Below are 23,030 nucleotides of genomic sequence, written 5' to 3'. Positions count from 1 at the left end.
GTCCGCCATCGGCGCATTCTGCGGGCTGCTGAGATACGCTTAGCACCCGAATTCACGATAGACCTTCGGCGATGCCGCCGGCTATACGCCGCGTATGCGGCTCGCCACCATTGATATGTCGCGCCGCGCCACGGCCCGTGAACTCAGCTTATACGCTGCGCGATCAGCGTTAGTCTCGACTATATCGGCCCGACTCGGGGTTCGTTGGGGGTGCCTCGAGATAGCGCACTATCGTTTACCTCCCCCATAAAAAAAGCCCGCTTGGAGCGGGCTTTTTTTATCAAACCGTTAAAGGCTTGGTGTCGGCCATCAGGCGCTGGCCAGCGCCTTGATCTGCGCGTTCAGACGCGACTTGTGGCGTGCCGCCTTGTTGCGATGGATCTGGCCCTTGCCGGCCATGCGATCGATCACCGGTACCGCGGCCTGGAAAGCAGCACGCGCATCGGCTTCGCTGCCGGCGGCGATGGCTTTCTGCACCTTCTTGATATGGGTGCGCACGAGCGAGCGCTGCGCCATGTTGCGTTCACGACGGGTAACGGCCTGTACGGCGCGCTTGCGGGCTTGCGGAGAGTTCGCCACTGAGCGGCTCCTCGAAATCGTTGAATGTAAGGTTGTCAGGCGCGCGATTATTGTTATTCGCGCGGTGTTTGTCAACCGCTACCGCACAGCAGACCCGCCATCGTCGCCCGAAAGGTGGGGCGATGTCAGCCCGCAAAAGGGCTGCACCAGTGTGTATGCGGCGCGGCGCACTCGGTTCGCTTTCAAAGAATTCTGCAATCCCGCTATAGTGCGCCGCACTTTGGCGCTTTTACAGGATATCCATGGCTTCGTCGCTGGCGCGATCCACGAGTACGGTCGGCGTGATGACGCTGTTGTCGCGCGTGCTCGGGTTTCTGCGCGATGTGATCTTCGCGGTCATCTTCGGCGCGGGCGTCGGTATGGACGCGTTTCTGGTTGCGTTCAAGATCCCGAATTTCATGCGGCGCCTGTTTGCCGAAGGCGCGTTCGCGCAGTCTTTCGTGCCCGTGCTGTCGGCGACAAAGAGCAAAGATACCGGCCGCGACGTGCAGCATCTGATCGATGTGGTCGCGGGTACGCTGGGTTTGATTCTTGTGGGGATTACGGTGGTCGGCGTCCTCGCCGCGCCGTTGCTGATCTATCTGTTCGCGCCCGGTTTCGCGAATCAACCGGAACAGTTCGAGCTCGCTGTCGATCTGCTGCGGCTGACTTTTCCGTACCTGCTGTTCATTTCGTTAACCGCGCTGGCCGGCGGTATTCTCAATACCTACGGGCGTTTCAGCATTCCGGCTTTTACGCCGGTATTGCTTAACGTTTGCCTGATCGGCGCGGCCATCGGCCTCGCACCGTATTTCCCGCGTCCGGAAATGGCGCTTGCAATCGGTGTTTTGATCGCGGGAATCGTGCAGCTGGCGTTCCAGGTGCCGTTTTTGTTGCAGATCGACCGGCTGCCGCGCCCGCGCTGGGGCTGGTCGGAGCCGGAGGTGCGGCGCATCTTGTCGCTGATGCTGCCGATTCTGTTCGGTTCGTCGGTGGCCCAGCTCAACCTGTTGCTCGATACGGTGATAGCCTCACTGCTGGCCGCGGGCAGCGTAAGCTGGCTGTATTACGCGGATCGGCTGATGGAATTCCCGTTGGGCGTATTCTCCATTGCGATCGCGACCGTGATCTTGCCGAGTCTATCCGCGCGTCATGCGAGCCAGTCATCTCGCGAATTTTCGGATACGCTGGACTGGGCGCTGCGCCTACTGATGGTCGTCGGCTTGCCGGCGATGGTGGGTATGTTCGTGCTGGCCGGGCCGCTGGTTACGACATTGTTCAATTATCACTCGTTCGACGGCCATGATGCGCTGATGAGTCAGTATGCGTTGATGGCCTATGCGTTGGGATTCATGGGGTTTTCGTTGGTTAAGGTGTTGGTTACCGGCTTTTTCTCGCGTGAAGATTCGCGTACGCCGGTACGTTGCGGTGTGATATCGCTCATTGGCGCGATGATCATGAATCTTTCCTTTGTCGGCCTGTTCACGTTCATGGGCTGGCCGGCGCCGCATGCGGGCCTGGCGCTTGCGACCTCGTTGGGCGCATTCATCAACGCCGGATTGCTTTACCGCTATCTACGCAAAGCCGACGTGTACCGCCCGAGTGCGGCCTGGCGCCGTCTGATGCTGCAAGTCACGGCCGGCTGTATCGCCATGGGCGGTGTGCTGTGGATCGGTGCGGCAGATTTGCCGGTATGGGTTGCACGAGGCGTATTGGCGCGTGTGGAATGGCTGTTAATCTGGATTGGTGCAGGGATCGGCGTGTATTTCCTCGTGCTCGCATTATTAGGCGTACGACCGCGCCAGTTCATCATCCGCGAGTCGGCCTGAACATGCGTGTCATTCGCTGTGTTCGCCGCATGCGCGCGCTTGAGAGCGGCTGCACGCTTACCATCGGCAACTTCGATGGCTTGCACCTGGGCCACCAAGCGATCGTCGAGCAGGTGCGCGAGCGCGCACGGGCGTTGGGTGTCCCCAGCGTGCTCATGAGCTTCGAACCCATGCCGCGCGAGTTCTTTTCGCCCGAAAACGCGCCGGCACGGCTGTCGTCGCCACGCGAGAAGATGCGTATGGCCCAGTCTTTGGGCGTCGATATATTCGCCTGGGCGCGTTTCGATGCGGCCTTCGCAAGCTTGTCGCCCCATGCGTTTCTCGATGAGCTGATCGCCGCGCGCCTGAATGCGTATTACGTACTGGTGGGCGAGGATTTTCGCTTCGGCCAGAAGCGCGCGGGCGACATCGAGACACTGCGCGCGTTTGCGCACGACCGGGATATCGAAATCGCGCCGTTGCCCGATGTCCAGGTCGATGGCGCACGCGTGAGTTCAACCCGCGTGCGCGATGCGCTTGCGGCCGGCGAGGTCGCGCATGCCAAGCGTTTGCTGGGTCATGCTTACTGGGTGAGTGGGCGTGTTGTCGCCGGCAAGCGTCTGGGCCGCACACTGGGTTTTCCGACGGCCAATATTCGTCTGGCACGGAAACCGGCACCGCGGTATGGCGTGTATGCCGTATGGGTCTATATGGCTGACGGCGTACGACGCGCCGGTGCTGCGAGTTTTGGCGTACGGCCGACTGTTAATGGGCGAGAGCCATTGCTCGAGGTGTTCGTGCTCGATTTCGAAGGCGATTTATACGGCCAACGGATTGACGTATCCTTCGAAGCGTTCATTCGTGCGGAAGAGCGTTACGACTCGCTCGACGCGTTGACCGCCCAGATGCATCGCGATGTCGCTAGCGTGCGCTCGCATCTGCAAGAGCCCGAATCCACATGACGCTATCCACGGACAAGACCAGTGCGCCGGACGAGCGCGGCTTTCAGCTGCAGAACGTCCACTGGCTTTGGCTATCGGCGCTCGTGATCGCGGCCGACCAGATCACCAAGCAGCTGGTCGTGAACAATCTCGATCTGTTCGATCGCATCCCGCTGTTCAGCTGGCTCAATTTGACGCTAATGCACAACACCGGTGCGGCGTTCAGTATTTTCGCCGGGGCAACGCCTTGGTTCTTCGTTGCGCTGGCTGTGGCAGTTGCGGTTGGTATTCTGGTTTGGATGCGACGGCACCCGCACGGGGAGCGGCTGGTTGCCGCGTCGCTGGCTCTTATCCTGGGCGGCGCACTAGGTAATGCGATCGATCGCGCTGCGCGTGGATTCGTTGTCGATTTCGTGGATTTCCATATCCAGGGCTGGCATTACCCTGCATTCAACGTGGCCGACAGCGCGATCGTGCTGGGCGCGATTCTCATGGGCGTCGATATGTTGCGCCCGCGGCGTTACTGAAGGCGCCGCTCGGATCGCTGATGAGTGGTGGCGAGAGTCGACGTTTGGCTCGTCTGTCCGAACTGCATTGTCAACGTTGTTGTCGCTGACGCTTTTAGCCAGGATATCGCGCCGGGTTTTCTTTAGGGCTTACGGCCTGAAGGGCTCGGCCGTCGCGACCGGAGCACAGGACGCTGCTATTGACCCGTGTTTGTCTACTGGATGCCTATGAGTTGGACCCGAATGCCGCTGTCAGGGCCCTAGCGAGCCCAATCGGCTTGGTATGGACAGGGATGGGCTTTGCCTGAGGGAGCACGCCGTTGGCCTCTCGCGAGCCAAGTTTCTCACTCTCCGGCAAGATCATTCCCGATTAGTCCCAATGCTGGCGTAACGACACGCCCCTGGCCAGCCTCTTGGTCAAGCTTCGATTCGGGTCAATGCGCGGCAGGAAAGTCTTACCAGCACTGTTGGCTGGTCGCCGTGTCGGCCCCTGTGCCATTTGCCGTTTTTTCGCCACGCTCGTTGATCGTCAAGGTCGCGCAGTCGTCATTAGTCTGGTCACCTTGTGCATTCGCGGATATCGCAAAACCGTCTCCGTCGCCGCTGTCCACAGCGAGCGTATAGGCTTCGTTTTCTGTTTCGGCGGGCATGCCGAGGTCGCCAAGATTGTTCGCGTAGGTGTACTGCGTCGTATAAAAACGCTCCTGTCGATTGGCAGCTTGCAGCAGGGCACTTTGCGCATCCGCACGCCGTGACTGGCGCATTTGATTGAGATAAGAGGGGTAGGCGATCGCGGCGAGAATGCCGACGATCGCTACCGTGATCATCAATTCGATGAGCGTGAAGCCGGCTATTTTTTTCATGGTCATCTTCTGATCTCTCGCCAGCTGCGACGACGATCCGGATCGGGTGGAGTCGCTACGGTTCGGATCGAACCATCGGATGTCGGCACGATGTAGAACGCCTTGCCGTTTGCTTTGTCCTGCTGATGCGACGCGGCGCCAGGAATCCCTTGCTTGATGAGAACGCCGGAGGCGCCCACATTAACGTCTTTGCCATTTTCGGTTCGTGAAACAGTGTCGTTAGGTACGTTCAGTTGACCGTCGCCGTTGAGGTCAAAAGCCGGGTAGTCAGTACGACCGCCGTTCCGGCGATCGAGCAGCATGAAGTAACCTGTGCCGCTCGCCGCACATGTTTCCGTATTCGGAATTGTCGTACTGAAAGCGATTGTATTGGATTCTATGCGGCTATTGGTGACCGACATTTCGCCCGTATTGGGCGACAGGTTTATATACCATCCACGATGACTTGTATCGCTCCGACTATCGTTTTGGGTTTGGTACAAGATCGGGTTGTCACTGACCAGCCGGTACGTCTGGCCGTTACTACCGATGGTTTCAGTGATCGTTTGCCGAAGCAGGCGTGAACGCGGGATCTCGCTTTTTAGACTGGTCGAAAATAGTGGCCGACCGTTATTCGCGTCATTAAACGTGAACACATCCAAGTCCCAGATACCATAAAAAGTGTTCCTGGCATCCGTATCGGCATCGCGATCGTTGCTTTCCAGATACTTGCCCGTGCCAAAATAAACCATGACACCATAGCGGCTGCCGTAAGGATGAACCCCAACCTGCGGTTGAGACGTGATCGGCTGACGGTTCCCATCGTCATCGACGGCCTTGAAAAGCGCTTTGCCGTCCAAGCCAACCTTCCAGCTCTCTGATGAACTACTCGTTAAGTCGAACTTCCATACGTTTCCATACAGGTCGCCAGCGTAGATGTAGTCTGTAATGAAATCGCCGTCGAGATCTACGGGGAAGACTTCGCTTAAACCATTAACTTTCTCTTCATCGGTTGCACCACATTCACCCCGTAAGTCGCCGTGACCAAGGTGGCCGTTCAATGCTGATACCGAGATTTCTTTAGTATTGCCGCGGTGACACACCGTGACCTTCGCTGCACTGCCATTGTTGCAGCTTGGGTCGACAGTGCTCGCTAGCTCGCAGATATCTGGTGCCGAGCCCGGTCGAGCGAAGGTGTCGATTTTGCGAAGCAGATCGCCGGTTTCGATGTCTACGATGAAAAGTTGCGCGCTTCCGCGCTCGCTGTTGTAGCCATTACCAAAGACCGCAGCCCAGCGGCCGTTGTGCAGACGAACGATCGAGGGCTGCCCGACAACATTACCAAGCTCGTCGTCTTGGAATTCCCATAGCACAGTCTGCCCTGGATTATTTTCCGAAAATGCAGCGGGATCCGTGACGTCGAGCGCATAGACGCTGCGACCGCCCGCACCGAGCGCGCCGACGAGTACGGTCCGCCATTGGCGACCCGAGCCGGTATTGATAACCACATCGCCTGAAGCTGGGGTGCCGTCCACGAAATAGCGATGGAGGTAGTCAGGCCGGGTGAGCTGGCCCAATTCGTCCGTCAGGCTACCGGGTACGTAGGCGAGTCGCTCTTCGCCGGTACGGGCGTCAAAGCCATGGAGCATGCCGTCGTTAGCGCCCACGTAAACCATGGGTATACGGTTTTTCGCGGCTTCGGCAAAGCCGCCATTCTGGAAATCGGTATAAGGTCCCGCGATATCCTCGATCGTACGCTCGTTACCGTTGCGCAACAGATCGTTCCAGTCGTATGGGTAGCGGACGCGGTTCGGTGGGCCTACGTACAGCGGGCTCGAATTCACGATGTCGCCAAGTATATTGCTGTAACGATTGCGAAGGTCGCCGTTATTAGCCCGTTCGTTCGTGCGGTCGCCCCTCAGATAATCGACTTCGTCCTGGCTCAACGGCTTGCAGCCGTTTTTCAACGAATCGAAACGAAAAGGGGCGGGCGTCAAATTATTATTGCCGTTACCGCAGTTGGAACGCTTACTGGTGAGAATGACGCGATCCTTGGGTGCCCGATAGTTATCGCTGGCCGGGTCGGAAAGCGCACTGGATGCCTCCCACAAAGGATCATCGAAGGCGCCGTTGCTCAATTGCGGAAGCGCTTTCAGCTCACCCGTCCAGGCACCGGACGTAAACCCAGCCTGATAGCCGACCGAGTCGCCGGTCAGGTTCGGGCTATTCAGTGAAAGACTGGTTGCAGAGCCTTGCTCACCCAGAATGCGCTGCAGGGCTGTGGTGAACTTGCTGGCAATGTCCTTGGGCGTCGTTGCGTTAAGCAAATCGCCGCGAGTATTGATCGTTGCATGCCATAGGTCGTCGATCTGCTTTTTGCTACGACCACCGGAGTTCACGTCCGGCCATTTCCATCGGGGCCAGTTTCCTGGGTTTGCGTAGGGATTGCCCTGATTCTCTGTGTTGAACAAGGTGCCACTCTGATTCAGCGTGACGCCGAACGTGGTCATGTGCAGATCGGTCTCGCAATCGAGTTCCAAGGGCGGGTTCTCTTCTTTACAAGCTTCCGGCACTTTCAGGAGACTCGTGACCGGAACATCGAGTTCTTTGTAGTACCGCATCGCGATATCCGCGATGGTGTCCTCTCTGCTGTCAGCGAACGGTGCGCCGTAATTGCCGTCCACATTCCCGACGTTGTGTCCTGTGCTCGGGTTGGAAAACCCGTCAGTGAAAAGAATGGCGAAGTTGCGTTGACAAGGGGCCGTGATAATCGAGCGATTACCTTCGAGTTGGCTTCCGAGATACTTCAACGCCTCACGGTTTGGTGTGCCGCGATTCGATGTGTAATCGATATTGAAGACGCTGCTATAAAACTGCTCGCGCGGCGAAGCCTGATTGGCCTGTGTCGGCGAATCATTTAACTCTAACATTGTCAGGTTCGAGCTACCCGTACGCAGGTCGCGACGATTGTTGATCGTGCAAGCGCCAACTCGGACATCATCGATATCCTCGAATGCCGCAACGATCCCACCGCGCGTGGCTAGATGACGTTTGCGGTAGTAGGTGAACCAATTGGCGAAATTCTGAATTGCCTTCTCGTATTTCGCTGTTGAGTCGAAGTTGTCAGACTTGATTTCATAACCATTCAGCGTTTCTGCCCGCGGGCCTTTCCCTTGAATGATTTTAGTTGTCTTGTACCCATACTCGGGCGGAAGGCTTGTCCCGGGCTTAAGAAAGAACGTTGCGGGAAAATAAGTTAACTGTCGCCGTGCTGGAGAATTTACGACTTCGTCCGGCTTCGAGGGGCCAGGGCTCGCAACTAGGCGATACCTTATTCCGAAGAACGTCTGACTACACGCGCCATTACGGATTTCTTGCGCTGACGGTGTATACGTCAAGAATGATAGAGATTCGTTTACGCAGGTATAAGTAATATTAGATGAGCCATCCGAACCCGGGATGGTCATTCCACGTCGGAAATCGAACGTTCCCGCTTGAGTCTGAGTGAGGTTGGTTATCCCCGCATTTTCCTCTGGATCATTAAGCGCTTCTGCGCTCTTTGAGTCGTCGTATCCAAGCCATGGCTCATATGTTGTCGCGGGATTGAAATACGATTTGTTGTATTCGTGAGAACGCACATAGGCCATGCCTGGGATGGGGGGCACTGTCAGGCTTTGACCGGATTGCACCTGGTCGAACGGGAATACATACCCGTAGGTTTCGCCGCTGTTGTAAAACGTGCCACTACTATCGGCGGTGCCGTTTGCGTTGTCGTTCCAGAACAGAAAACCGTCGTCGGTCGGGAATAATGTTTCTAGGTCCATTGAACCCGAGTCGTCAACCGCAACTAGCACGTTCGGCGGTGCATTCGTCCCTGCAAACAACGGTTCCTGCGACAGTTCCAGATAAGACGCAGCCTGCGCAGAAGTACCGGGCCACGACGAAATGGCGGCGATCAGCATCGCGCTATGGAGGGGATAACCGAGAATTTTCATGGGTGTTATCCGTTGGCTTGTTTTAGTAGTTCTTTTCGTAAATGCTTTGAGTGACGGCAACAGCGGCCGGGTTCTGGCCACGCGCACGTGCGGTGACTCGATAAAGCATTGAACCGTCGCAAACGGCTTCACTATCGGGGTTGAGGTCCCGCGCGATGCAGTCATAGTCCTCGACGAAATAGTCGACCGGGGCGAGCAAATCGTCGAGTGTGTAGTTCAAGGGCTTTCCGGAAGCCCAGGTGGTGTCATCGAGAAAAGCTTCCGGATTATCCTGCTGGTCGGTTTCTTCAATCATTTCACCGCGTCGCCAGATCCGTACGGATAGCGTGCCCCCAGCGTTATCGGTATCTGCCGGTGTATCTACGATCACCGTCGAGCCGGGTTTTTGCAGCGTATCGAAGACGGCGTCCTGGAGGACCAGTTCGCCTCGCCGCAACGCTGCATCTGCAGCTTGTCGAGCGCGAGATTTTTCGCGTTGGTTGGAGGCCATACGTTCCTGCAGCGTTGATGAGTTGATTGCGGATACTGCAAGCAACGTAATCACCACGAGAAAGATCAGGCTGGTCACGAGTACGAAGCCGTTCTGGGATCGGCGCGGCGGCATGGGCGACCGGCTATTCATGGCAGAAGGTTCCTCAGGGCCACGGTTTGATCGATGAGCTGGTAGGCACGTCGATCATCGGCCTCGGTGGTGAAATTATTACCGTCTGCAAACTGGAACGTGCGTGCGCTGCCGACCGGTAGGACGTTATCCTGGCTACGTAGCAGCAGTTGAATTCTAAGACTCTTCACATCCCGTTGAAGATCCGCGTTAGCGATCGAATCCGTATACGCATCGACGACGTTGTCTTCACCTGTCGTATCGAGCCCGTAACGAACGCGCAAGCGAGCAACGCTATCGATATCGGTCAAATCGGTTCCGTTGCACTCCAGGGCACCGTTTGCAGACACGGTGAATGAAAATTCGCCGAGCGCCGGTGCGGTGGGCGAGCCGACAGGCGAGCCGTCGCAAGCGGTGAAGTTGCCGTCCGATTCAAATCGAATATGCAGACCGTCGTTGCCGTTTGGGTCGTTAGTGCCGGCAACGACGCTTTCCGAAGCTAAGCTGAAGCCGTCGCCCGTCGTGCGTGCCGGGAACAGAAATTCATCATCTGCGGCAAGGTTTACGCGATGCCCTGCATGGGCGACGACATTTTCGATGAAGAACGTGGCCAGGCGTCCTTGCTCCTGAACGTCGGCGATCGCACGCTGCGCGTTGAAGCTTTCGCGGTTGCCAAGAAGAATCTGCAATACGCCAGCGAGCAGAAGCAGGCCGACAACGAGTGCGACCATCAGTTCGACGAGGCTGAAGCCTTGGCTTTGACGCGGCATGCCGGAACGTAAGCGGTTCATGGTCTGACCACCGTCTGAAAACAGCCGCTGACCATTGGGTCGTTGTTATCGCACTGACTCATGTCAGGATCGGACACGCCGGCAGCACGATCTGGATCGCGTTCCGACCAGAGAATGGAGATGCGATACGTTATACAGTCCCCATCAACGCGTTCTTCGCAACTGACATGGCCTTCGCCGTTGGGCAGCGCCGGATCGAGCGCGGCGTCCCATTCCCACGCGTCGCGCTGGGCGAGCCGAGCCGGATTACAGGTTGAAGCCACGGTGCACGGCTGCGGTCCGCTGCCGCCACCCGACGCAGGGTGGTCGATGTCGTCGTATTCACCATCGCGCGCGCCGATGAAGTTCACGCGCATGCGATCCGCGAGGTTGTCGGCAGCCACGGTCGCGATACTGCGTGCTGAAGACGACTGGGTGTTGGCGATACTGACCGTTTGCAGACCCAGGATCCCGAGCAGCCCGATCGAAACGATGACAAGTGTCACCAGCGCCTCGAGTAGCGTGAACCCGGTCTGATCTGCCGCGCGATGTGATTTGTTCCTCTGTCTCATGTGCCGCTGCTCCCTTGTACCGTCTCGGTGCGGATACGCCCGGTGCTGGCAATCACCACGAGGGTCTGCTGGGCGCTATCGTGGGCAGTCGCCGTAAAGGTGCCAATGCTGCCCATTGCAAAGCCGTTGGGGTCGAAGAACACCCGCGAGGTGATGTTGTTATTGCCGACAATCGATATTTGATTGGTCATCGCGCCGTGTACGCGTAGCACATTGTCGTCATTGGGGCTCTCCGAACCAGGGTCTGGCGCGTAGATGATCCAGCCGTCGCTCCAGTCGCCATCGCCATCGCAACTGTTGTTGCCGTTGCTGCGGCACACATAGACTTGCCGGCCGCGGGTCACCGCCTGGCTGCGGGCGAAGTTGAGATCGCCCACGAGGTCGTTCACCGTGGCGGCCATCGAGTTGCGCTGGATCACCGAACGGTACGACGGAATGGCGATAGCGAGCAGGATCGCGGCGACGGCCATCGCGACGATGAGTTCGAGCAGCGTAAAACCGCGGTTCGAGTGTCTGGTGCTGGAATACGGGATGCCCATGCCCGCAAGTATCGGCTGTGCCTTTGGTGTCGTCCTATCGGCGCCGACCGGCGCTGTGACGTGTCCGATAAACGGTCGCCCGGCACGCGCCGCCGGCAAGTGGCCGTTCGATCGTGCGAACCCGCAGTGTGCGAAACAGGCGAGGGCGATTGGATGGTGCCGGGGAGAAGTGTCGGGAACATGTTTTATCCAGTATCAAGGCTTACCAATGAGCTGTATATTCCTTTTAAAATAAATAGTTACTTGATTCGTCCAGTAACGCCACGTATCTTCCAATACCATCGCTATTGTTGGGTAGGTCGTTGGGATGCCAAAAAAGGGAATCGAACTAAGCGCGATTCAGGTGAAGCGATTAGATAAGCCTGGCATGCATGCCGTGGGCGGCGTGGCCGGATTGCTACTCCAGGTTTCGAAATCCGGTGCTAGATCATGGATTCTCCGTGCCACCGTCGGTAGTCGAAGACGAGATATCGGGCTCGGCGGTTTCCCTGACGTCACTCTGGCTCAGGCGCGCGAAAAAGCACGCGTTACACGCGGCAAGATTGACCAGGGATTTGACCCCATCGAGGAGCGGAAAGCGGCGAAGGTGGCGTTGCGCGCGAGTCAGGCTAAACGATTGAGCTTTGCCGAGGCTGCTCGTCGCAAGCACGAGGCGATTGCTCCAGAGTTTCGCAACGCGCGTTCTCGTGCAAATTGGCTTTCCTCCCTAGAGCTATATGCAGTTCCAGTCGTTGGCGACATGGAAGTGGCGGACGTCGAGATGTCGCACGTCTTATCGGTTATCGAGCCGATATGGAGGGACAAGACGCACACCGCGAATCGCGTTAGACAACGGATGGAGGCGGTCTTTGATTGGGCGATTGCCCGCAAATATCGCGAGACCGCGAATCCAGCAGCATGGAAAGGAAATCTAGCGGAGGTGTTGCCGAAGCCGACAAAAATTTCGACGGTAAAGCATCACCGCGCACTACCGTGGCAAGAAATACCTGGATTCATGAGACGGCTCCGAAAACGTACAGGGATGTCGGCGAGGGCGCTTGAGTTTGCGATATTGACGGCCGCTCGATCTGGGGAAGTGCGATTCGCCACTTGGAATGAAATCGACTTGGACGCTGCATTGTGGGTAGTGCCAGGACAGCGAACAAAAAACGGTAAGGCGCACCGAGTGCCACTATCGAAAGAGGTAGTCGCGTTGTTGCGTACCTTACCCAGATTTGAAAACGAGGACACGGTATTCACGGCCTCGCGCGGCGGGTCTTTATCAGATATGAGTCTATCGTCGTTAACCAGAAAAATGGATGTCGACGCCGTGCCGCACGGTTTTCGATCTAGCTTTAAAGACTGGGCCCGCAATTGCACCGACGCCTCAGATGAGGTGAGCGAGCTAGCGCTTGCACATGTCAATAGCGATTCCACGCGAGCAGCTTATGCTCGTGATGAGCTGTTGGAGCAACGCTCCATAATGATGGAGCAGTGGGCTAGGTTTTGCTGCAACCCGATCCCGCTTGGCGAATAGCTACTTGGTCGCCTCATGCCAGGGGGATCTCAATAGCCAACTATAGGGTCGCACTCGGCTCTCGTGGGAGACTACGAGCCGCTGCAGTCTACAGTCTGAAAGAGCGAGCATTTGGTGACTCGCCGATTCCTTCGCTTGCTTACTGTCCAACATGAGGCGGTCTGTGCTTGCAGCGTTACGTAATAGGTCTAAACGTTTTCGTCGCTTTAGATATCTTCTCAACGATAGCGATAGCACTCGTGTTCATTGCGTGTATTTAACTCGACAAAATAGATCATGTAATGCCGTAGCTTGTTCTTGTGAATTCAAACAGCGCACTGAAAAGCATGGCGGGAAAAATCGACATGACACTGCGGTACGAGCGAGACCGGGACCTTGCAGATCGCTTTCTAGTATCGCGAAATACGATATGGCGTTGGGCCCGGGAGGGGCGGCTGCCGCAGCCGGTCCGACTCGGACCTGGATGCACGCGCTGGAGACTTTCCGATGTAGAGGCGTTCGTCGCAAGCAGGGGTTGAGAATGATTCACTCGTATCCTCCGGAGCGATCCCTACGGATCAGACTGACTCGGTTACGTACGCTATAGCCGGGCCTGGCGTGGAGTTAATCAGTTGCCAGAGCCATTTAACTGGTACGGAAAATGGATTTGCTGCACAGCGCCAATTCGAAACCGAACTACGCTAAATTAAGCGTGGCGTGGCTCTCCTGAAAATGCTTTGCGGTGCTAAAACTCAGCGCTGGGTAAGGAACCGCGAGGACTAGCGGAGGCGCCTGTGGCGATTCTTGTACTTTTCCCGTTCATTATGGTCGCTGTCTTAATGCTCTGGAGATTGAACCGGTACGGTGTATCCAGCGACACAGAACACCGCGAGCACGAACGTGACGGCAGAGATCAATAGGCGTCCAGCCGTTCGAGCGTGGTATCGATCAGTGCTCTGTCGTGAACATCGTAGAGCACGAAGCTATAACTCGCTGCCGACTTAAGCCACCGCCGCAGGTTGGCAAATCTACCTTCGAGCTGCGAGCAATAGTAGCCAGCTGGGGAAATGGCGACGTTAATAGCTGGTGCGGTAGGGCTTGTAGCAAACGGGTATGTCGATGAACGGCGATAGATCGGCGCGCCGGCCGCACACGCAGTTGGGATCGACAGCATGGTCATCAAGGCGGTCGCAGACCGGCTGCGCATGCCGGCCTCCTCGATGATGCCCTCCCAATGCGTGGTGGCGTCATGAGCATGGCCAGCAACGACCTGGTCAAATTCGCCGAGGAGTTCGGCGAGCTTGTCTAGCAGGCAACAACGACTGAAACCGACGAACACGGCAATGTCAGCCCCGGTGTCCAGGCCGGGCTGACCAAAGAAATCGCGGACGTTCATGCTGCGTCGCCTTCGTCGGCGAAAAGCTCGCTCTGGATTCAGACACCCATGTGCAACACCCTTAAAAAACCGGCAGATGCTGGACGCGACCAAGCCCGACGACGGCGGTCGCGCCTACCAACTGGCCGGCCCGCTTGTTCAACAGGTCGCCAAGAAGGCCAGTTGTCCCGCCAGAGGTAAACACTGGGACGAGGCTGTGTCGTTGGCCGAATGACCGACGCGGGACATGGCATGAGTCATCGCAGCCGCGGAGTATGTCGCCGGCACGCACAACCTCGCCCGGCACGCTATTCAAGATGGGATACAGCACAAGATTGCGCGCTTTCGCGGGTGGGCTACCTTTCGATCGCTTAGCCGTCAAACGCCCGGCAGGGCGAAATCATCGGGGCGCAAGCTGCGGGGTAGGGCAGCGACAACCGCTTGTCTGAAGCCGCCTTTGCGATCCCTGGCGGCCGTGCCATGCTGAAACCGGCCAATGCGGCAGAGCTCAATACACGCCGGCCCCGAACGGGTCGAATAAGAACAGACCGCCGGTTCTCGCCGGCGAGCAGCCAACGCATATTCCAATGACCGCAACCCATACCGCTACCGTTCAATCCATCGACGTGCCGGGCGACTGGCCACTGCCGGTTCGACACTTCGACAGCCAGACCGGCCAGCTCGATATCGTCGAAGGCACCATCGAAGCACTCGAGGACGTCAACGACCTCGAGCGCGGCACCATCACCGACGACGTGTTCGGCTACATCCTCATGGCCTGGTACCGCCAGCGTCGACAGGCCGGTGATCCGCCGCATTCGGTCATGGAAAAGCTCAAGCACGCCCGCGAAATTCGCACGCTGCACTAAGCGGCGGCGTAGACGAGTCGCCTCAGGGCGCGGCCCGTCGAACTGTTGTCCGCATATCGGCGGGCAACGCTTTACCCGGTCGACCAAGCGCGTAGCCGTTTTTTGCGGGATAGCCGTGTGCCGGCGTTGGCCATCATCATTACGAGGGGGAAACTCACATGAAAAAGGTCCTTGCGATCGTTTTGGTACTGGTCGTGGCCATCGCCGCGCTCGTGCCGTATTTGACCGGCTCCGAAGTCGAAAACCAATTCCGGGCCGGCATCGACAACATGAACAAGCGCGGTGACTTCGATTTCGCGATCGAATCCTATGACCGGGGCTGGATGAGCTCACACGCCAAGGTCTCGGTCGGTGGCCTGGGTGACGAGCGCGCGACGTTCAACAACGAAATCACCCATCCGTGGGTGCCTGGCCTCGGGCAGACGCACATCGTCAGCACGCTGTCGCGTGATGCTGACCCGGACCTGTCGAGCATTTTCAGCGAACCCCCGCTGAGGATCGAAACGTGGGTTACAGACGACGAAAACTTCCGGGTCGAGCTGCGCTCGCCCGTCGCGCAAGGCACGAGCGAAGATGCCAACGGTGTGCAGACCTATGTCGAGTGGAACGGTCTGTCTGGTTTCTACGAACGCGCTGACCTTGATGAAACCTTCGAGCTGGTTGCCCCCGGCGTGCGTATTTCCGACAGTCAGGGCGGCGTTGCGGTGAACGAGCTTCGTCTCGTCGGCGATTCGCGCATGCTTTGACCCCGAACATTTGAGGCGGGCTGATGCGGCCAAGGATTCATCACAGTAGACCGGAGCTTCGAAAACCGTCGACCCGTCGACCCGTCGAATCCTTGACTGAATATTTCACCACAGGAGATTACCGGTCTTGCTGTGATCGGCGCGTCGACGCGGAACACGTAGTTGTGTCGATCAACGCCGCGTTTCGAAGCATCGGTTTGCATGACGGCGATCGGCCCAGGCGGTGTTAAACACCGAAGGTCGAGGTTTCAGCGAGTTCGTTGTGTGCAGAGCCGCGATCTTTGACCGGACTGTTACCAGCCCGGGGTTTCACACGGACTCGGTTGCATTCGGCCACTTGCGGCATTCTAGCGGGAATCCATGGACAATCGGCAATCGATGCCAGTGGGTTTCGGGCCTGCCGGCGCATCGATGAATCGGTACACATGTGTCAGGTGTATCGATCGACTTTTCATAGATCAGGATAGATCTCGTCTCGATGCGGACGCAGTGTTCATGGCCAGAGGCCGCGCTGTGTTGGGTCACATAGGCCGGCGACGATAAGCCTTCAAGGCTTCGCCGTCTGTGTGTCAGTCCGTGATGTGCCTTTTACGTGCCACCGAATACGGCCGTGGCTCGCTAACCAGTAGGGTCAGTGTATGTCGCTTGTCATCAATGCAGCCAACCAGGCGAAGGTGAGAATGCCCGACAATTTTCTCACCCGCGCACACCGTTCTGCGGTGGCTCGAGGATGCTGGGGGACGGCACCGCTTCAAGGCGCGTGTAACCGACGATCCCTCGACTTGCTTGCAAACCGATCGATAGCGATCCGCATCGGCGTTAACGGCGAGAACGTGCTGATTGCCATCGCACGCAGGATGACAGGGTGGAGCATCAGGCACCCCTGCGGCTGATCGGTTTTGAGCTCGATTCTGTCGTTTTCGGCTTGTAAAAAAACTACAACCCTGGACCCCACTTCAGTATTGTCCGTGGAAGATAGGCGTCCTATAGTGCATTTATGAAGCGGTGTCTCGTCCACATGCTGATCGCGGTTTGGGTGCTCGGTGGCCTGTTGGCCAGTCCAGCCGTCATGGCATCGACCATGCCGGCCGAAAGTGCCGTCAGCGATTGCGTGTTGTGCGAACTGGATTCCGGACAGCCGCATTCTCCCGCCCAGGCTTCGGCTTGCGCCGTCGTCTTTTGCGGCATGGCCGCCAATATTACTGACGGTACGCTCGATCTGGCGCCTGTGCATGGTATGACGCCCGTGTTCTACGTGGCGGATCATCCAGGTCGGCGCCTGACGGGGCCCGATCCCTTCCCTCCACGTGTAATCCGCGTTTGATCTGATCGACGCGTGAGCGCGTCTTGAATCCGGACTGACGATGTTCAGGCCAGCCCACAGGCTGGTGACCTGGGCTGTCTCGCGACCCCATTTGTCGTGTGCCCCCAAGGCTTGCCGGAATCTCTTTAAAGATCACGTGGAGTCTCCTCGGATGAAATATCTACACCTTACGGACGCAGTGCGCCTGTCGCTCGTGTCCTTGTTCCTGTTTTTTGTGTCGGCCGGTCCGGTCGCGGCCACGCCTTTACAAGCCACGCTGTACCACAACCCCGGCTGCATGTGCTGCGAGCAATATGCCGAGCATCTCAATGAAAAAGGCTACGACGTCAAGATCGTGGAAAACGCAGCCTTGGCGAGCGTGAACCGACAACACGCGGTGCGACGCCAGTTGTCGTCCTGTCATACCAGCCTGATCGGTGACTACGTTGTGGTCGGACATATACCCGAGCCGGTTATCGCCCAGTTGCTGCGCGAACGGCCGGACATACGCGGTATCTCGCTGCCGGGTATGCCGACAGGCTCTCCCGGTATGCCAGGTCAGCAAAAAGAACCCTTTGCTATCCGGACGCTGGCCGGCGAAATCTATGCCACGTACTGACGTGCGTGCATCGCGTTTTATTGCGCTTTCGCCTGTTTGTTTCTTTCGATTAAAGACGAGCTGAATCATGAGATATCTCGAAACCATCGCATGGCTGCTGCTTGCGGGATTGCCCGCCACGGCCCATGCGCAGCAGGGGCCCGGCAATATGGGTAACGCCGGCATGATGGATGGCTGGATGATGCAGGGCGGCATGATGGGCGGCCCGATGATGATCGCCTGCATGCTGTTTGCATTGCTGATCCTGGTCCTGCTGGTGCTCGGCGTTCTGTCATTGCTCAAGTATCTGCGGGGTGAGACGCGATGAGCGCCGCTCACCGGCGTGGGATCGCTGGCCCGGGAGTTCGCTGTGAAGCGCGTTGATCCAACGCGCCGAAGGCTGCTGGGCGGGATCGGCGGTGCGGCGGGCGTAGCTGCGTTGTCGCCGTCGATGCTGCTCAGCGCCTGCAAAAACGAGGTAACCGCGGGCAGCGGCAGCGATGCAGCATCGGCCCGCGGCCCGGGTACCAGGGCGGTCGACGTGGACTTTCGACTGCGTGCCCGGCCCGACACCGTGCCATTACTGCCCGGTGCGCCGAGCGAGGTCTGGCGGTATGACGGCGCTTTGGTCGACGGGCCCGCGAATACGCTGGCACCGATAAACGCGAGCTACCCCGGGCCACTGATTCGCCTGTGCCGCGGCCAGCGCGTGCGTGCAAGACTGGAAAACCGGCTGCCCGAGGACACGACGGTCCACTGGCACGGCTTGCACGTGCCGCCCGACGTCGACGGCCAGCCGCGCCTGCCGATCAAGCCGGGCGAGAACATGAGCGTTACCTTCGACGTGCGCGATCGCGCGGGGCTGTACTGGTATCACCCGCATCCCCACGGCCCGGACGGCGGTCGCGTCGGTTTTCAAAGCTATGCCGGGCTGGCGGGGCCGCTGCTGATCGAGGACGATATCGAACGCGGGCTCGAGCTGCCCGACGGCGACCAGCAACTGATCCTGATCCTGCAGGATCGCAGTTTCGCCGACGATAACGCGCTGCGCTATATGGACGGCATGGGGGCGATGATGGCCCGCATGCAGGGGTTTCTGGGTGATCGCGTGCTGGTCAACGGCCGCCCGCCGCAAACCCGCGACGTCGCCACGCGTCCTTATCGCCTGCGGATTCTCAACGGCTCCAACGCCCGTATTTACAAGCTGGCCTGGAGCGACGGCCGGCCCGTCACGGTGCTCGGCACGGACGGCGGGCTGCTCGCCAAACCGCAGCGGCTGCGCTACGTGACCCTGGCGCCGGCCCAGCGCATCGATGTCTGGGTGGATCTGTCCGACGCGCAAATCGGCCAGCGACTAAGCCTTGTCAGCGACTCATACCGTGCCGGGATGATGGGCGGTATGGGTGGTATGGGCGCCATGATGGGCCGGTCGGCGCTGCCCGCCGGTGCAAGATTCGATCTGCTGGGCCTGCGCGTGACCGATCGTGCGCGCGATGGGCGATCGTTGCCGCAGAACCTGGACCCGGAGCTTTCGCCACCGTCGGTAACGCGCACGACGCCCATACGCCGTTTCGAGTTCGGTATGCGGATGATGCGCGGCTTTTCCATCAACGAGCGCCAATTCGAAGGCGCGAAGGTGGCCGACGACGAAATCGTGGCGTTGGGCGACACCGAAATCTGGGAGTTCGTCAATGACACCATGATGCCGCATCCGATGCACGTGCACGGCCTGCAGTTCGCGGTGGTCGAACGCCGGCGTATGACTGATCGGCGCGGCTGGCCGGACCTGGACTCGGGACTCGTCGATGCCGGGCTGCTGGACACGGTGCTGGTGCTGCCCGGCGAACGCGTGCGTATTGCGCTGACTTTCAAGGATTTCGAAGGCCTTTATATCTACCACTGTCACAACATGGAGCACGAGGACAACGGCATGATGCGCTATTACCGGGTGCGGGCATGACCGCGCGTGGTCTTGCACGCAAACAGAACACGATCGCGGATGCGCAATGAAGACACGCAACCGGATCGTCAAGGAATACAAGCGACTCGCAGACGCGTATGACCGCAAGTGGGCGTTCTATATCGAAGCGACCACGCGCGAGACTATCGCGCGGCTGCCCCTACGGGCCGAGGATCGGTTGCTCGATATCGGCTGCGGCACCGGCGCCTTGCTGCATCGTCTTGCGGCGGCGCATCCGGCCTGCCACCTGGCCGGGATGGATCCCGTGGCCAAAATGCTGGAGGCAGCGCGCCACAAACTCTCGCCGGCAGTCGAGCTTCGCCAGGGCTGGGCCGAGCAGTTGCCGTTTGCCGATTCGCGGTTCGATATCGTGGTGTCCTGCAACATGTTTCATTTTATCGACCGACCCGTCGATGCGTTAGGCGAAATACGGCGCGTTTTGCAGCCCGGCGGGCGGCTCGTCATCACGGACTGGTGCGGCGATTACTGGGCGTGCCGGCTGTTCGAGCAATATCAGCGCCTGCTCGGTCGCGCGCACGCCAGGATCTATCGAGCGCGTGAATGCAGGCGGCTGCTCGAACAGGCCGGTTTTAGCGTGGAGGCTATCGACACCTACAAGATTAATTGGCGGTGGGGGCTCATGACCATTCGGTGTATCCATGCGCCCGCTTGGGCCCAACAACAAGCCTGCTCATTGGGATATCGCACGATGACAATCAGCACATTGACCCGCTACGCGGTGCTGGCCGCAGCCGGTGGCGTTAACCGCGGAGGCGACTCGACCTCATGACGATCTGGACGAACCTCGCGCTGGCGATGGCCGCCGGGGCTTTGCTCAACCTCACCCCCTGCGTATTGCCCGCGCTGCCGATCAAGTTGCGCACCATCGGGCGGGCCGTAGGCAATGGCCCGCGGCAACGGCTGATCGCGGGTATTGCGCTGCTCGCCGGCACGCTCACCTTTTTTGGTGCGCTGGCGCTGGCCACGGCCGCATTGAACTGGACCTGGGGCAGCTTGTTCCAGGCAGCCTGGTTTAGGGCTGCATTGGCGCTTTTGCTGGCCGGCCTGGGCGTTTACAGTCTTGCCGGACGCGGTGTTCAACCGCCGCAATGGGTCTATCGGATCCAGGCGAGCGGCTACGCCGAGCCGTATCTGGCGGGCCTGCTGGCGGCGGTCCTGTCGACCCCCTGTACCGGGCCTTTTCTCGGTGGCGTCATGGCATTTGCCCTCACCCAGACGCCGAGCACCATCTTCATGTTGTTCATTGCGGTAGGCGTGGGGCTAGCCTTGCCGTACCTGATTCTGCTGGCCCGGCCGGGGCTGCTCTCGCGCATACCGCGCAGCGGTCCCTGGCTGCAACGCGTGCAACAGGTCATGGGCCTGGTTCTGCTGGCCGGCGCGACCTTCTTTGCGACCACCGTGCTGGGAGAACGCTTCGGCACGCTATTATGGGCCGCCTGGCTCGGCACGCTGACGTTCTGGCTGCTGCGAGCATTTGCTGTTGGCCCCGGGTTCGGGGCGCGGCTGGTTCCGGCGGTGGTGCTGGCGCTGGTTGCGGTGAGCACGGTCGCGATCGGCCTCAACCGTAGCGGCGCCGCGGCGCATGAGCTGCCCTGGCAGCCGCTGACCGAACAGGCGCTGGCCTCGGCACGTGCCGCCAATCGTCCGGTGCTGATCGAATTTACCGCCGATTGGTGCATCAACTGCAAGGTTCTGGAACAGACCGTTTATGCCAATAAAGCGATTGCGCGCGCGGTCGCCGCGACAGGCATGGTTGTTCTGCGAGCCGATCTGACCCGGCCCGACGCCGCGCTTGACGCCTACCTGCGCTCGTTCGGCGGTGCCGGCCTGCCGTTTGCCGTGGTGTTAAAGCCCGACGGGGCGATTCACCAGCGCTTACCCGATCTGTTTACCGTCAGTACGCTGGCAACAGCGATTGAAACCAGCGTGGAGTCAACTCGTGGCAATGAATAAAGACATCCTGGTGCGCTGGCTTGTGCCCGTGGCAACCGCCGCGGTCGTGGGCGGCGTCTTTGTGTTCTGGCAGTGGCCGGCGCCGGACGATGCACGCAACGTCCAGGCCGCGAGCAACGGGTCGGCTTCAACCGGCAGCGACTCGAACGCCGACATCGTTGCCCTGTACTCGCAATCCGAAGAACTGAACCGGCAAGCCGGGATCGGTGATTCGGCCCAGGCGAGGCAAACGTCGAGTTCGGATCATGTCGAGCTTAGTGCGTCACGACAAGGCAACAACGTCCGAGTCGAACTGGCGATAGAAAAGCCGTGGCATATCAATGCCAACCCGGCTTCTCTCGATTTTCTTATTCCCACGGAAGTCGAGTTCACGGCCAACGACGTTCGCGTGCCCGCAAATTTCGATTACCCGGCGGGCGAGCAGATCGATGTCGGCCTCGGTGACCCGATCCAGGTGTACTCCGGGCGGCTGGAGCTGATCACGAATCTGGCCGCGCCGGACAACGATAGGCCCTTGAAAGCGCAGGCCCGCATACAAGCATGCAATGACTCCGGGCTTTGTCTGCCGCCTTCGATGCTGTCGGTCAGGGTTGCGGATTCCGCCCAGTCGTCTTCGCCTTGACGGCGAGGCTGACTGCTTCACTTTCCAGAATAGCGCAAAGTCGAAACCTTGAACCGTAGTCCAGGGTAACTTCCTGCTTTCAATGGGAAAAACCCGGATGCACGAAGTGTCTCTGTACGCAATCCATTGAAAACAAATGGATATTGGCGGCACGAAAGGCTCTTTGGTCGATGCGGCGCGGGGCCGTCATCATATTCTTCGGCATACAGATATTTGACGACACAAAGTCGTTCTGGACATTCTTGATCCGGCTGAGGCGGCGCGAAGGGGTTTCGTGAGCCGCTGTTTTTGTTCTTGCGACCGGGTGCTGCTGTATGGCGGAGTTGCTGGCGTTGACGTTGATCTTCGTGCTGTTGGTCGGCACTGCGCTGGGGCTGCAGTGGCTCACCCGGCCATCCGGCCTGCCGCCAGTCTCCGAGCCGCAAAAGACGCCGGTGCTCGGAGGTCAGCAACCGGGCACCCACGCCTGGCAGCGCTACCACGTGCGCTTCTACTCCATGACCCTGCTGTTCATCGCCTTCGAGATGGAAATGATGTTCATGTACCCGTGGGCGGTGGTGTATGTGGCCGAGGGCGTCAAGGCGCTCGTTGAAATGGGTATGTTCCTGGCGATCCTGTCGATCGGCATCCTTTACGGCTGGCGCGAGGGCATATTCCGGTGGCAGTAAACGCGCTGCGCAAGCTGGCGGCCGCGGCCCCCGTGCCGCTGTTCGTCGCCGAAGGCGAGGGCGGGCGCGAGCGCATCGAGGATCTTGCGCTGTCTGCGGATATCGACTGGGTGGCCAGCCCGCGCCACGCGAGCATCCTGCTGGTCGTCGGGCGTATCCGCACGGCCGATTACGAGGCGCTGCAGCGCGTTCATGATCAGCTTCCGCACCCGCGGGCCACGCTGTGCTGGGGATCGGACGCGGATCTGCCGGGCGCGCTGCGCGTGGACGCGGCCGCCGATCCACAGG

General features: G+C 59.1%; 24 protein-coding genes and 2 pseudogenes. 17 read left to right on the top strand and 9 right to left on the bottom strand.

Annotation, left to right across the window (positions count from 1 at the left end; all coding sequences use genetic code 11):
- Positions 1-309 precede the first annotated feature (309 nt).
- Positions 310-579, bottom strand: a complete 270-nt coding sequence (gene rpsT / locus SSPSH_RS15095; protein ID WP_006912010.1) for a 30S ribosomal protein S20 — start codon at positions 577-579, stop codon at positions 310-312.
- A 242-nt stretch (positions 580-821) separates the two neighbouring features.
- Between rpsT and murJ the strand changes: the two genes are divergently transcribed.
- The 3 genes from murJ to lspA are packed head-to-tail and all read left to right on the top strand — an operon-like array spanning position 822 to position 3,834.
- Positions 822-2,387, top strand: a complete 1,566-nt coding sequence (gene murJ, locus SSPSH_RS15090; RefSeq protein WP_006912009.1) for a murein biosynthesis integral membrane protein MurJ — start codon at positions 822-824, stop codon at positions 2,385-2,387.
- A 2-nt stretch (positions 2,388-2,389) separates the two neighbouring features.
- The gene (locus tag SSPSH_RS15085) at positions 2,390-3,328 is read left to right on the top strand and encodes a bifunctional riboflavin kinase/FAD synthetase (RefSeq protein ID WP_006912008.1); all 939 of its coding nucleotides are present in this window, start codon (positions 2,390-2,392) and stop codon (positions 3,326-3,328) included.
- Positions 3,325-3,834, top strand: coding sequence for a signal peptidase II (gene lspA / locus SSPSH_RS15080; protein WP_006912007.1), 510 nt, complete (start codon positions 3,325-3,327; stop codon positions 3,832-3,834). Before SSPSH_RS15085 ends, lspA begins: the two co-directional genes overlap by 4 nt.
- 434 nt (positions 3,835-4,268) lie before the next feature.
- Here the strand turns inward: lspA and SSPSH_RS19575 are convergent, their stop codons facing one another.
- The 7 genes and pseudogenes from SSPSH_RS19575 to SSPSH_RS15050 all read right to left on the bottom strand — a co-directional run bounded on the left by SSPSH_RS19575 (position 4,269) and on the right by SSPSH_RS15050 (position 11,132).
- Positions 4,269-4,682: a type IV pilin protein gene (locus tag SSPSH_RS19575; RefSeq protein ID WP_006912006.1), complete on the bottom strand. Its 414-nt coding sequence runs from the start codon at positions 4,680-4,682 to the stop codon at positions 4,269-4,271.
- Positions 4,679-8,650, bottom strand: coding sequence for a PilC/PilY family type IV pilus protein (locus SSPSH_RS15070; protein ID WP_021031854.1), 3,972 nt, complete (start codon positions 8,648-8,650; stop codon positions 4,679-4,681). The genes SSPSH_RS19575 and SSPSH_RS15070 overlap by 4 nt, the downstream gene beginning before the upstream one ends.
- A gap of 22 nt (positions 8,651-8,672) precedes the next feature.
- Positions 8,673-9,218, bottom strand: coding sequence for a pilus assembly PilX family protein (locus tag SSPSH_RS18100; RefSeq protein WP_161627847.1), 546 nt, complete (start codon positions 9,216-9,218; stop codon positions 8,673-8,675).
- Between the two features lie 50 nt (positions 9,219-9,268).
- A complete protein-coding gene (locus SSPSH_RS15060) occupies positions 9,269-9,940 on the bottom strand; it encodes a PilW family protein (RefSeq protein WP_244263530.1) in 672 nt (223 codons plus the stop codon).
- 3 nt (positions 9,941-9,943) lie between these two features.
- Positions 9,944-10,021, bottom strand: a pseudogene (locus SSPSH_RS19950) (prepilin-type N-terminal cleavage/methylation domain-containing protein); the annotation flags it as partial.
- A 17-nt stretch (positions 10,022-10,038) separates the two neighbouring features.
- A complete protein-coding gene (gene pilV / locus SSPSH_RS18095; protein WP_006912002.1) occupies positions 10,039-10,593 on the bottom strand; it encodes a type IV pilus modification protein PilV in 555 nt (184 codons plus the stop codon).
- A complete protein-coding gene (locus SSPSH_RS15050; protein ID WP_006912001.1) occupies positions 10,590-11,132 on the bottom strand; it encodes a GspH/FimT family pseudopilin in 543 nt (180 codons plus the stop codon). Before SSPSH_RS15050 ends, pilV begins: the two co-directional genes overlap by 4 nt.
- Before the next feature lie 307 nt (positions 11,133-11,439).
- Between SSPSH_RS15050 and SSPSH_RS15045 the strand changes: the two genes are divergently transcribed.
- Together SSPSH_RS15045 and SSPSH_RS19945 are read left to right on the top strand one after the other, a co-directional pair.
- The gene (locus SSPSH_RS15045; RefSeq protein ID WP_006912000.1) at positions 11,440-12,648 is read left to right on the top strand and encodes a tyrosine-type recombinase/integrase; all 1,209 of its coding nucleotides are present in this window, start codon (positions 11,440-11,442) and stop codon (positions 12,646-12,648) included.
- Positions 12,649-12,974: 326 nt separating this feature from the next.
- Positions 12,975-13,166: a helix-turn-helix transcriptional regulator gene (locus SSPSH_RS19945; protein WP_202962190.1), complete on the top strand. Its 192-nt coding sequence runs from the start codon at positions 12,975-12,977 to the stop codon at positions 13,164-13,166.
- Between the two features lie 374 nt (positions 13,167-13,540).
- Here SSPSH_RS19945 and SSPSH_RS15040 read toward each other — a convergent pair whose 3' ends face one another.
- Complete coding sequence (locus SSPSH_RS15040; protein ID WP_006911999.1) at positions 13,541-14,023, bottom strand: hypothetical protein; 483 nt, start codon at positions 14,021-14,023, stop codon at positions 13,541-13,543.
- Between the two features lie 76 nt (positions 14,024-14,099).
- On the opposite strand from SSPSH_RS15040, the gene SSPSH_RS18875 reads away from it, so the two are divergent.
- From SSPSH_RS18875 to SSPSH_RS14985, 12 genes and pseudogenes are all read left to right on the top strand, one after another.
- Positions 14,100-14,237 (top strand): hypothetical protein, encoded by a 138-nt coding sequence (locus tag SSPSH_RS18875; RefSeq protein WP_006911998.1) that lies wholly within the window; start codon positions 14,100-14,102, stop codon positions 14,235-14,237.
- A gap of 352 nt (positions 14,238-14,589) precedes the next feature.
- The gene (locus tag SSPSH_RS15035; RefSeq protein WP_006911997.1) at positions 14,590-14,871 is read left to right on the top strand and encodes a hypothetical protein; all 282 of its coding nucleotides are present in this window, start codon (positions 14,590-14,592) and stop codon (positions 14,869-14,871) included.
- Between the two features lie 158 nt (positions 14,872-15,029).
- Positions 15,030-15,617: a DUF945 family protein gene (locus SSPSH_RS15030; protein WP_006911996.1), complete on the top strand. Its 588-nt coding sequence runs from the start codon at positions 15,030-15,032 to the stop codon at positions 15,615-15,617.
- A 997-nt stretch (positions 15,618-16,614) separates the two neighbouring features.
- On the top strand, positions 16,615-16,941 hold the full coding sequence (locus tag SSPSH_RS15025) for a hypothetical protein (protein ID WP_161627846.1): 327 nt from the start codon (positions 16,615-16,617) through the stop codon (positions 16,939-16,941).
- A gap of 151 nt (positions 16,942-17,092) precedes the next feature.
- Entirely contained in the window at positions 17,093-17,539 is a 447-nt protein-coding gene (locus SSPSH_RS15020) for a DUF411 domain-containing protein (protein WP_006911994.1), read from the top strand.
- A 67-nt stretch (positions 17,540-17,606) separates the two neighbouring features.
- A complete protein-coding gene (locus SSPSH_RS19090) occupies positions 17,607-17,846 on the top strand; it encodes a hypothetical protein (protein ID WP_006911993.1) in 240 nt (79 codons plus the stop codon).
- 42 nt (positions 17,847-17,888) lie between these two features.
- Positions 17,889-19,478, top strand: coding sequence for a multicopper oxidase family protein (locus tag SSPSH_RS15010; RefSeq protein WP_006911992.1), 1,590 nt, complete (start codon positions 17,889-17,891; stop codon positions 19,476-19,478).
- A gap of 46 nt (positions 19,479-19,524) precedes the next feature.
- The gene (locus SSPSH_RS15005; protein ID WP_006911991.1) at positions 19,525-20,268 is read left to right on the top strand and encodes a class I SAM-dependent methyltransferase; all 744 of its coding nucleotides are present in this window, start codon (positions 19,525-19,527) and stop codon (positions 20,266-20,268) included.
- Positions 20,265-21,452 carry a protein-disulfide reductase DsbD family protein gene (locus SSPSH_RS15000; protein WP_006911990.1) on the top strand — a complete coding sequence of 396 codons (1,188 nt, stop codon included), beginning with the start codon at positions 20,265-20,267 and terminating at the stop codon, positions 21,450-21,452. The genes SSPSH_RS15005 and SSPSH_RS15000 overlap by 4 nt, the downstream gene beginning before the upstream one ends.
- The gene (locus SSPSH_RS14995; RefSeq protein ID WP_006911989.1) at positions 21,445-22,074 is read left to right on the top strand and encodes a protein-disulfide reductase DsbD domain-containing protein; all 630 of its coding nucleotides are present in this window, start codon (positions 21,445-21,447) and stop codon (positions 22,072-22,074) included. Before SSPSH_RS15000 ends, SSPSH_RS14995 begins: the two co-directional genes overlap by 8 nt.
- A 314-nt stretch (positions 22,075-22,388) precedes the next feature.
- Positions 22,389-22,742: an NADH-quinone oxidoreductase subunit A gene (locus tag SSPSH_RS14990; RefSeq protein ID WP_006911987.1), complete on the top strand. Its 354-nt coding sequence runs from the start codon at positions 22,389-22,391 to the stop codon at positions 22,740-22,742.
- Positions 22,733-23,030 (top strand): annotated as a pseudogene (locus SSPSH_RS14985) (hypothetical protein); the annotation flags it as partial. The gene SSPSH_RS14990 and the pseudogene SSPSH_RS14985, both read left to right, overlap by 10 nt.

This window comes from Salinisphaera shabanensis E1L3A, from assembly GCF_000215955.2.
Lineage (GTDB): Bacteria > Pseudomonadota > Gammaproteobacteria > Nevskiales > Salinisphaeraceae > Salinisphaera > Salinisphaera shabanensis.
Note: the sequence above shows the minus strand (reverse complement) of the source record. Positions and strands in the feature narration are given on the sequence as shown.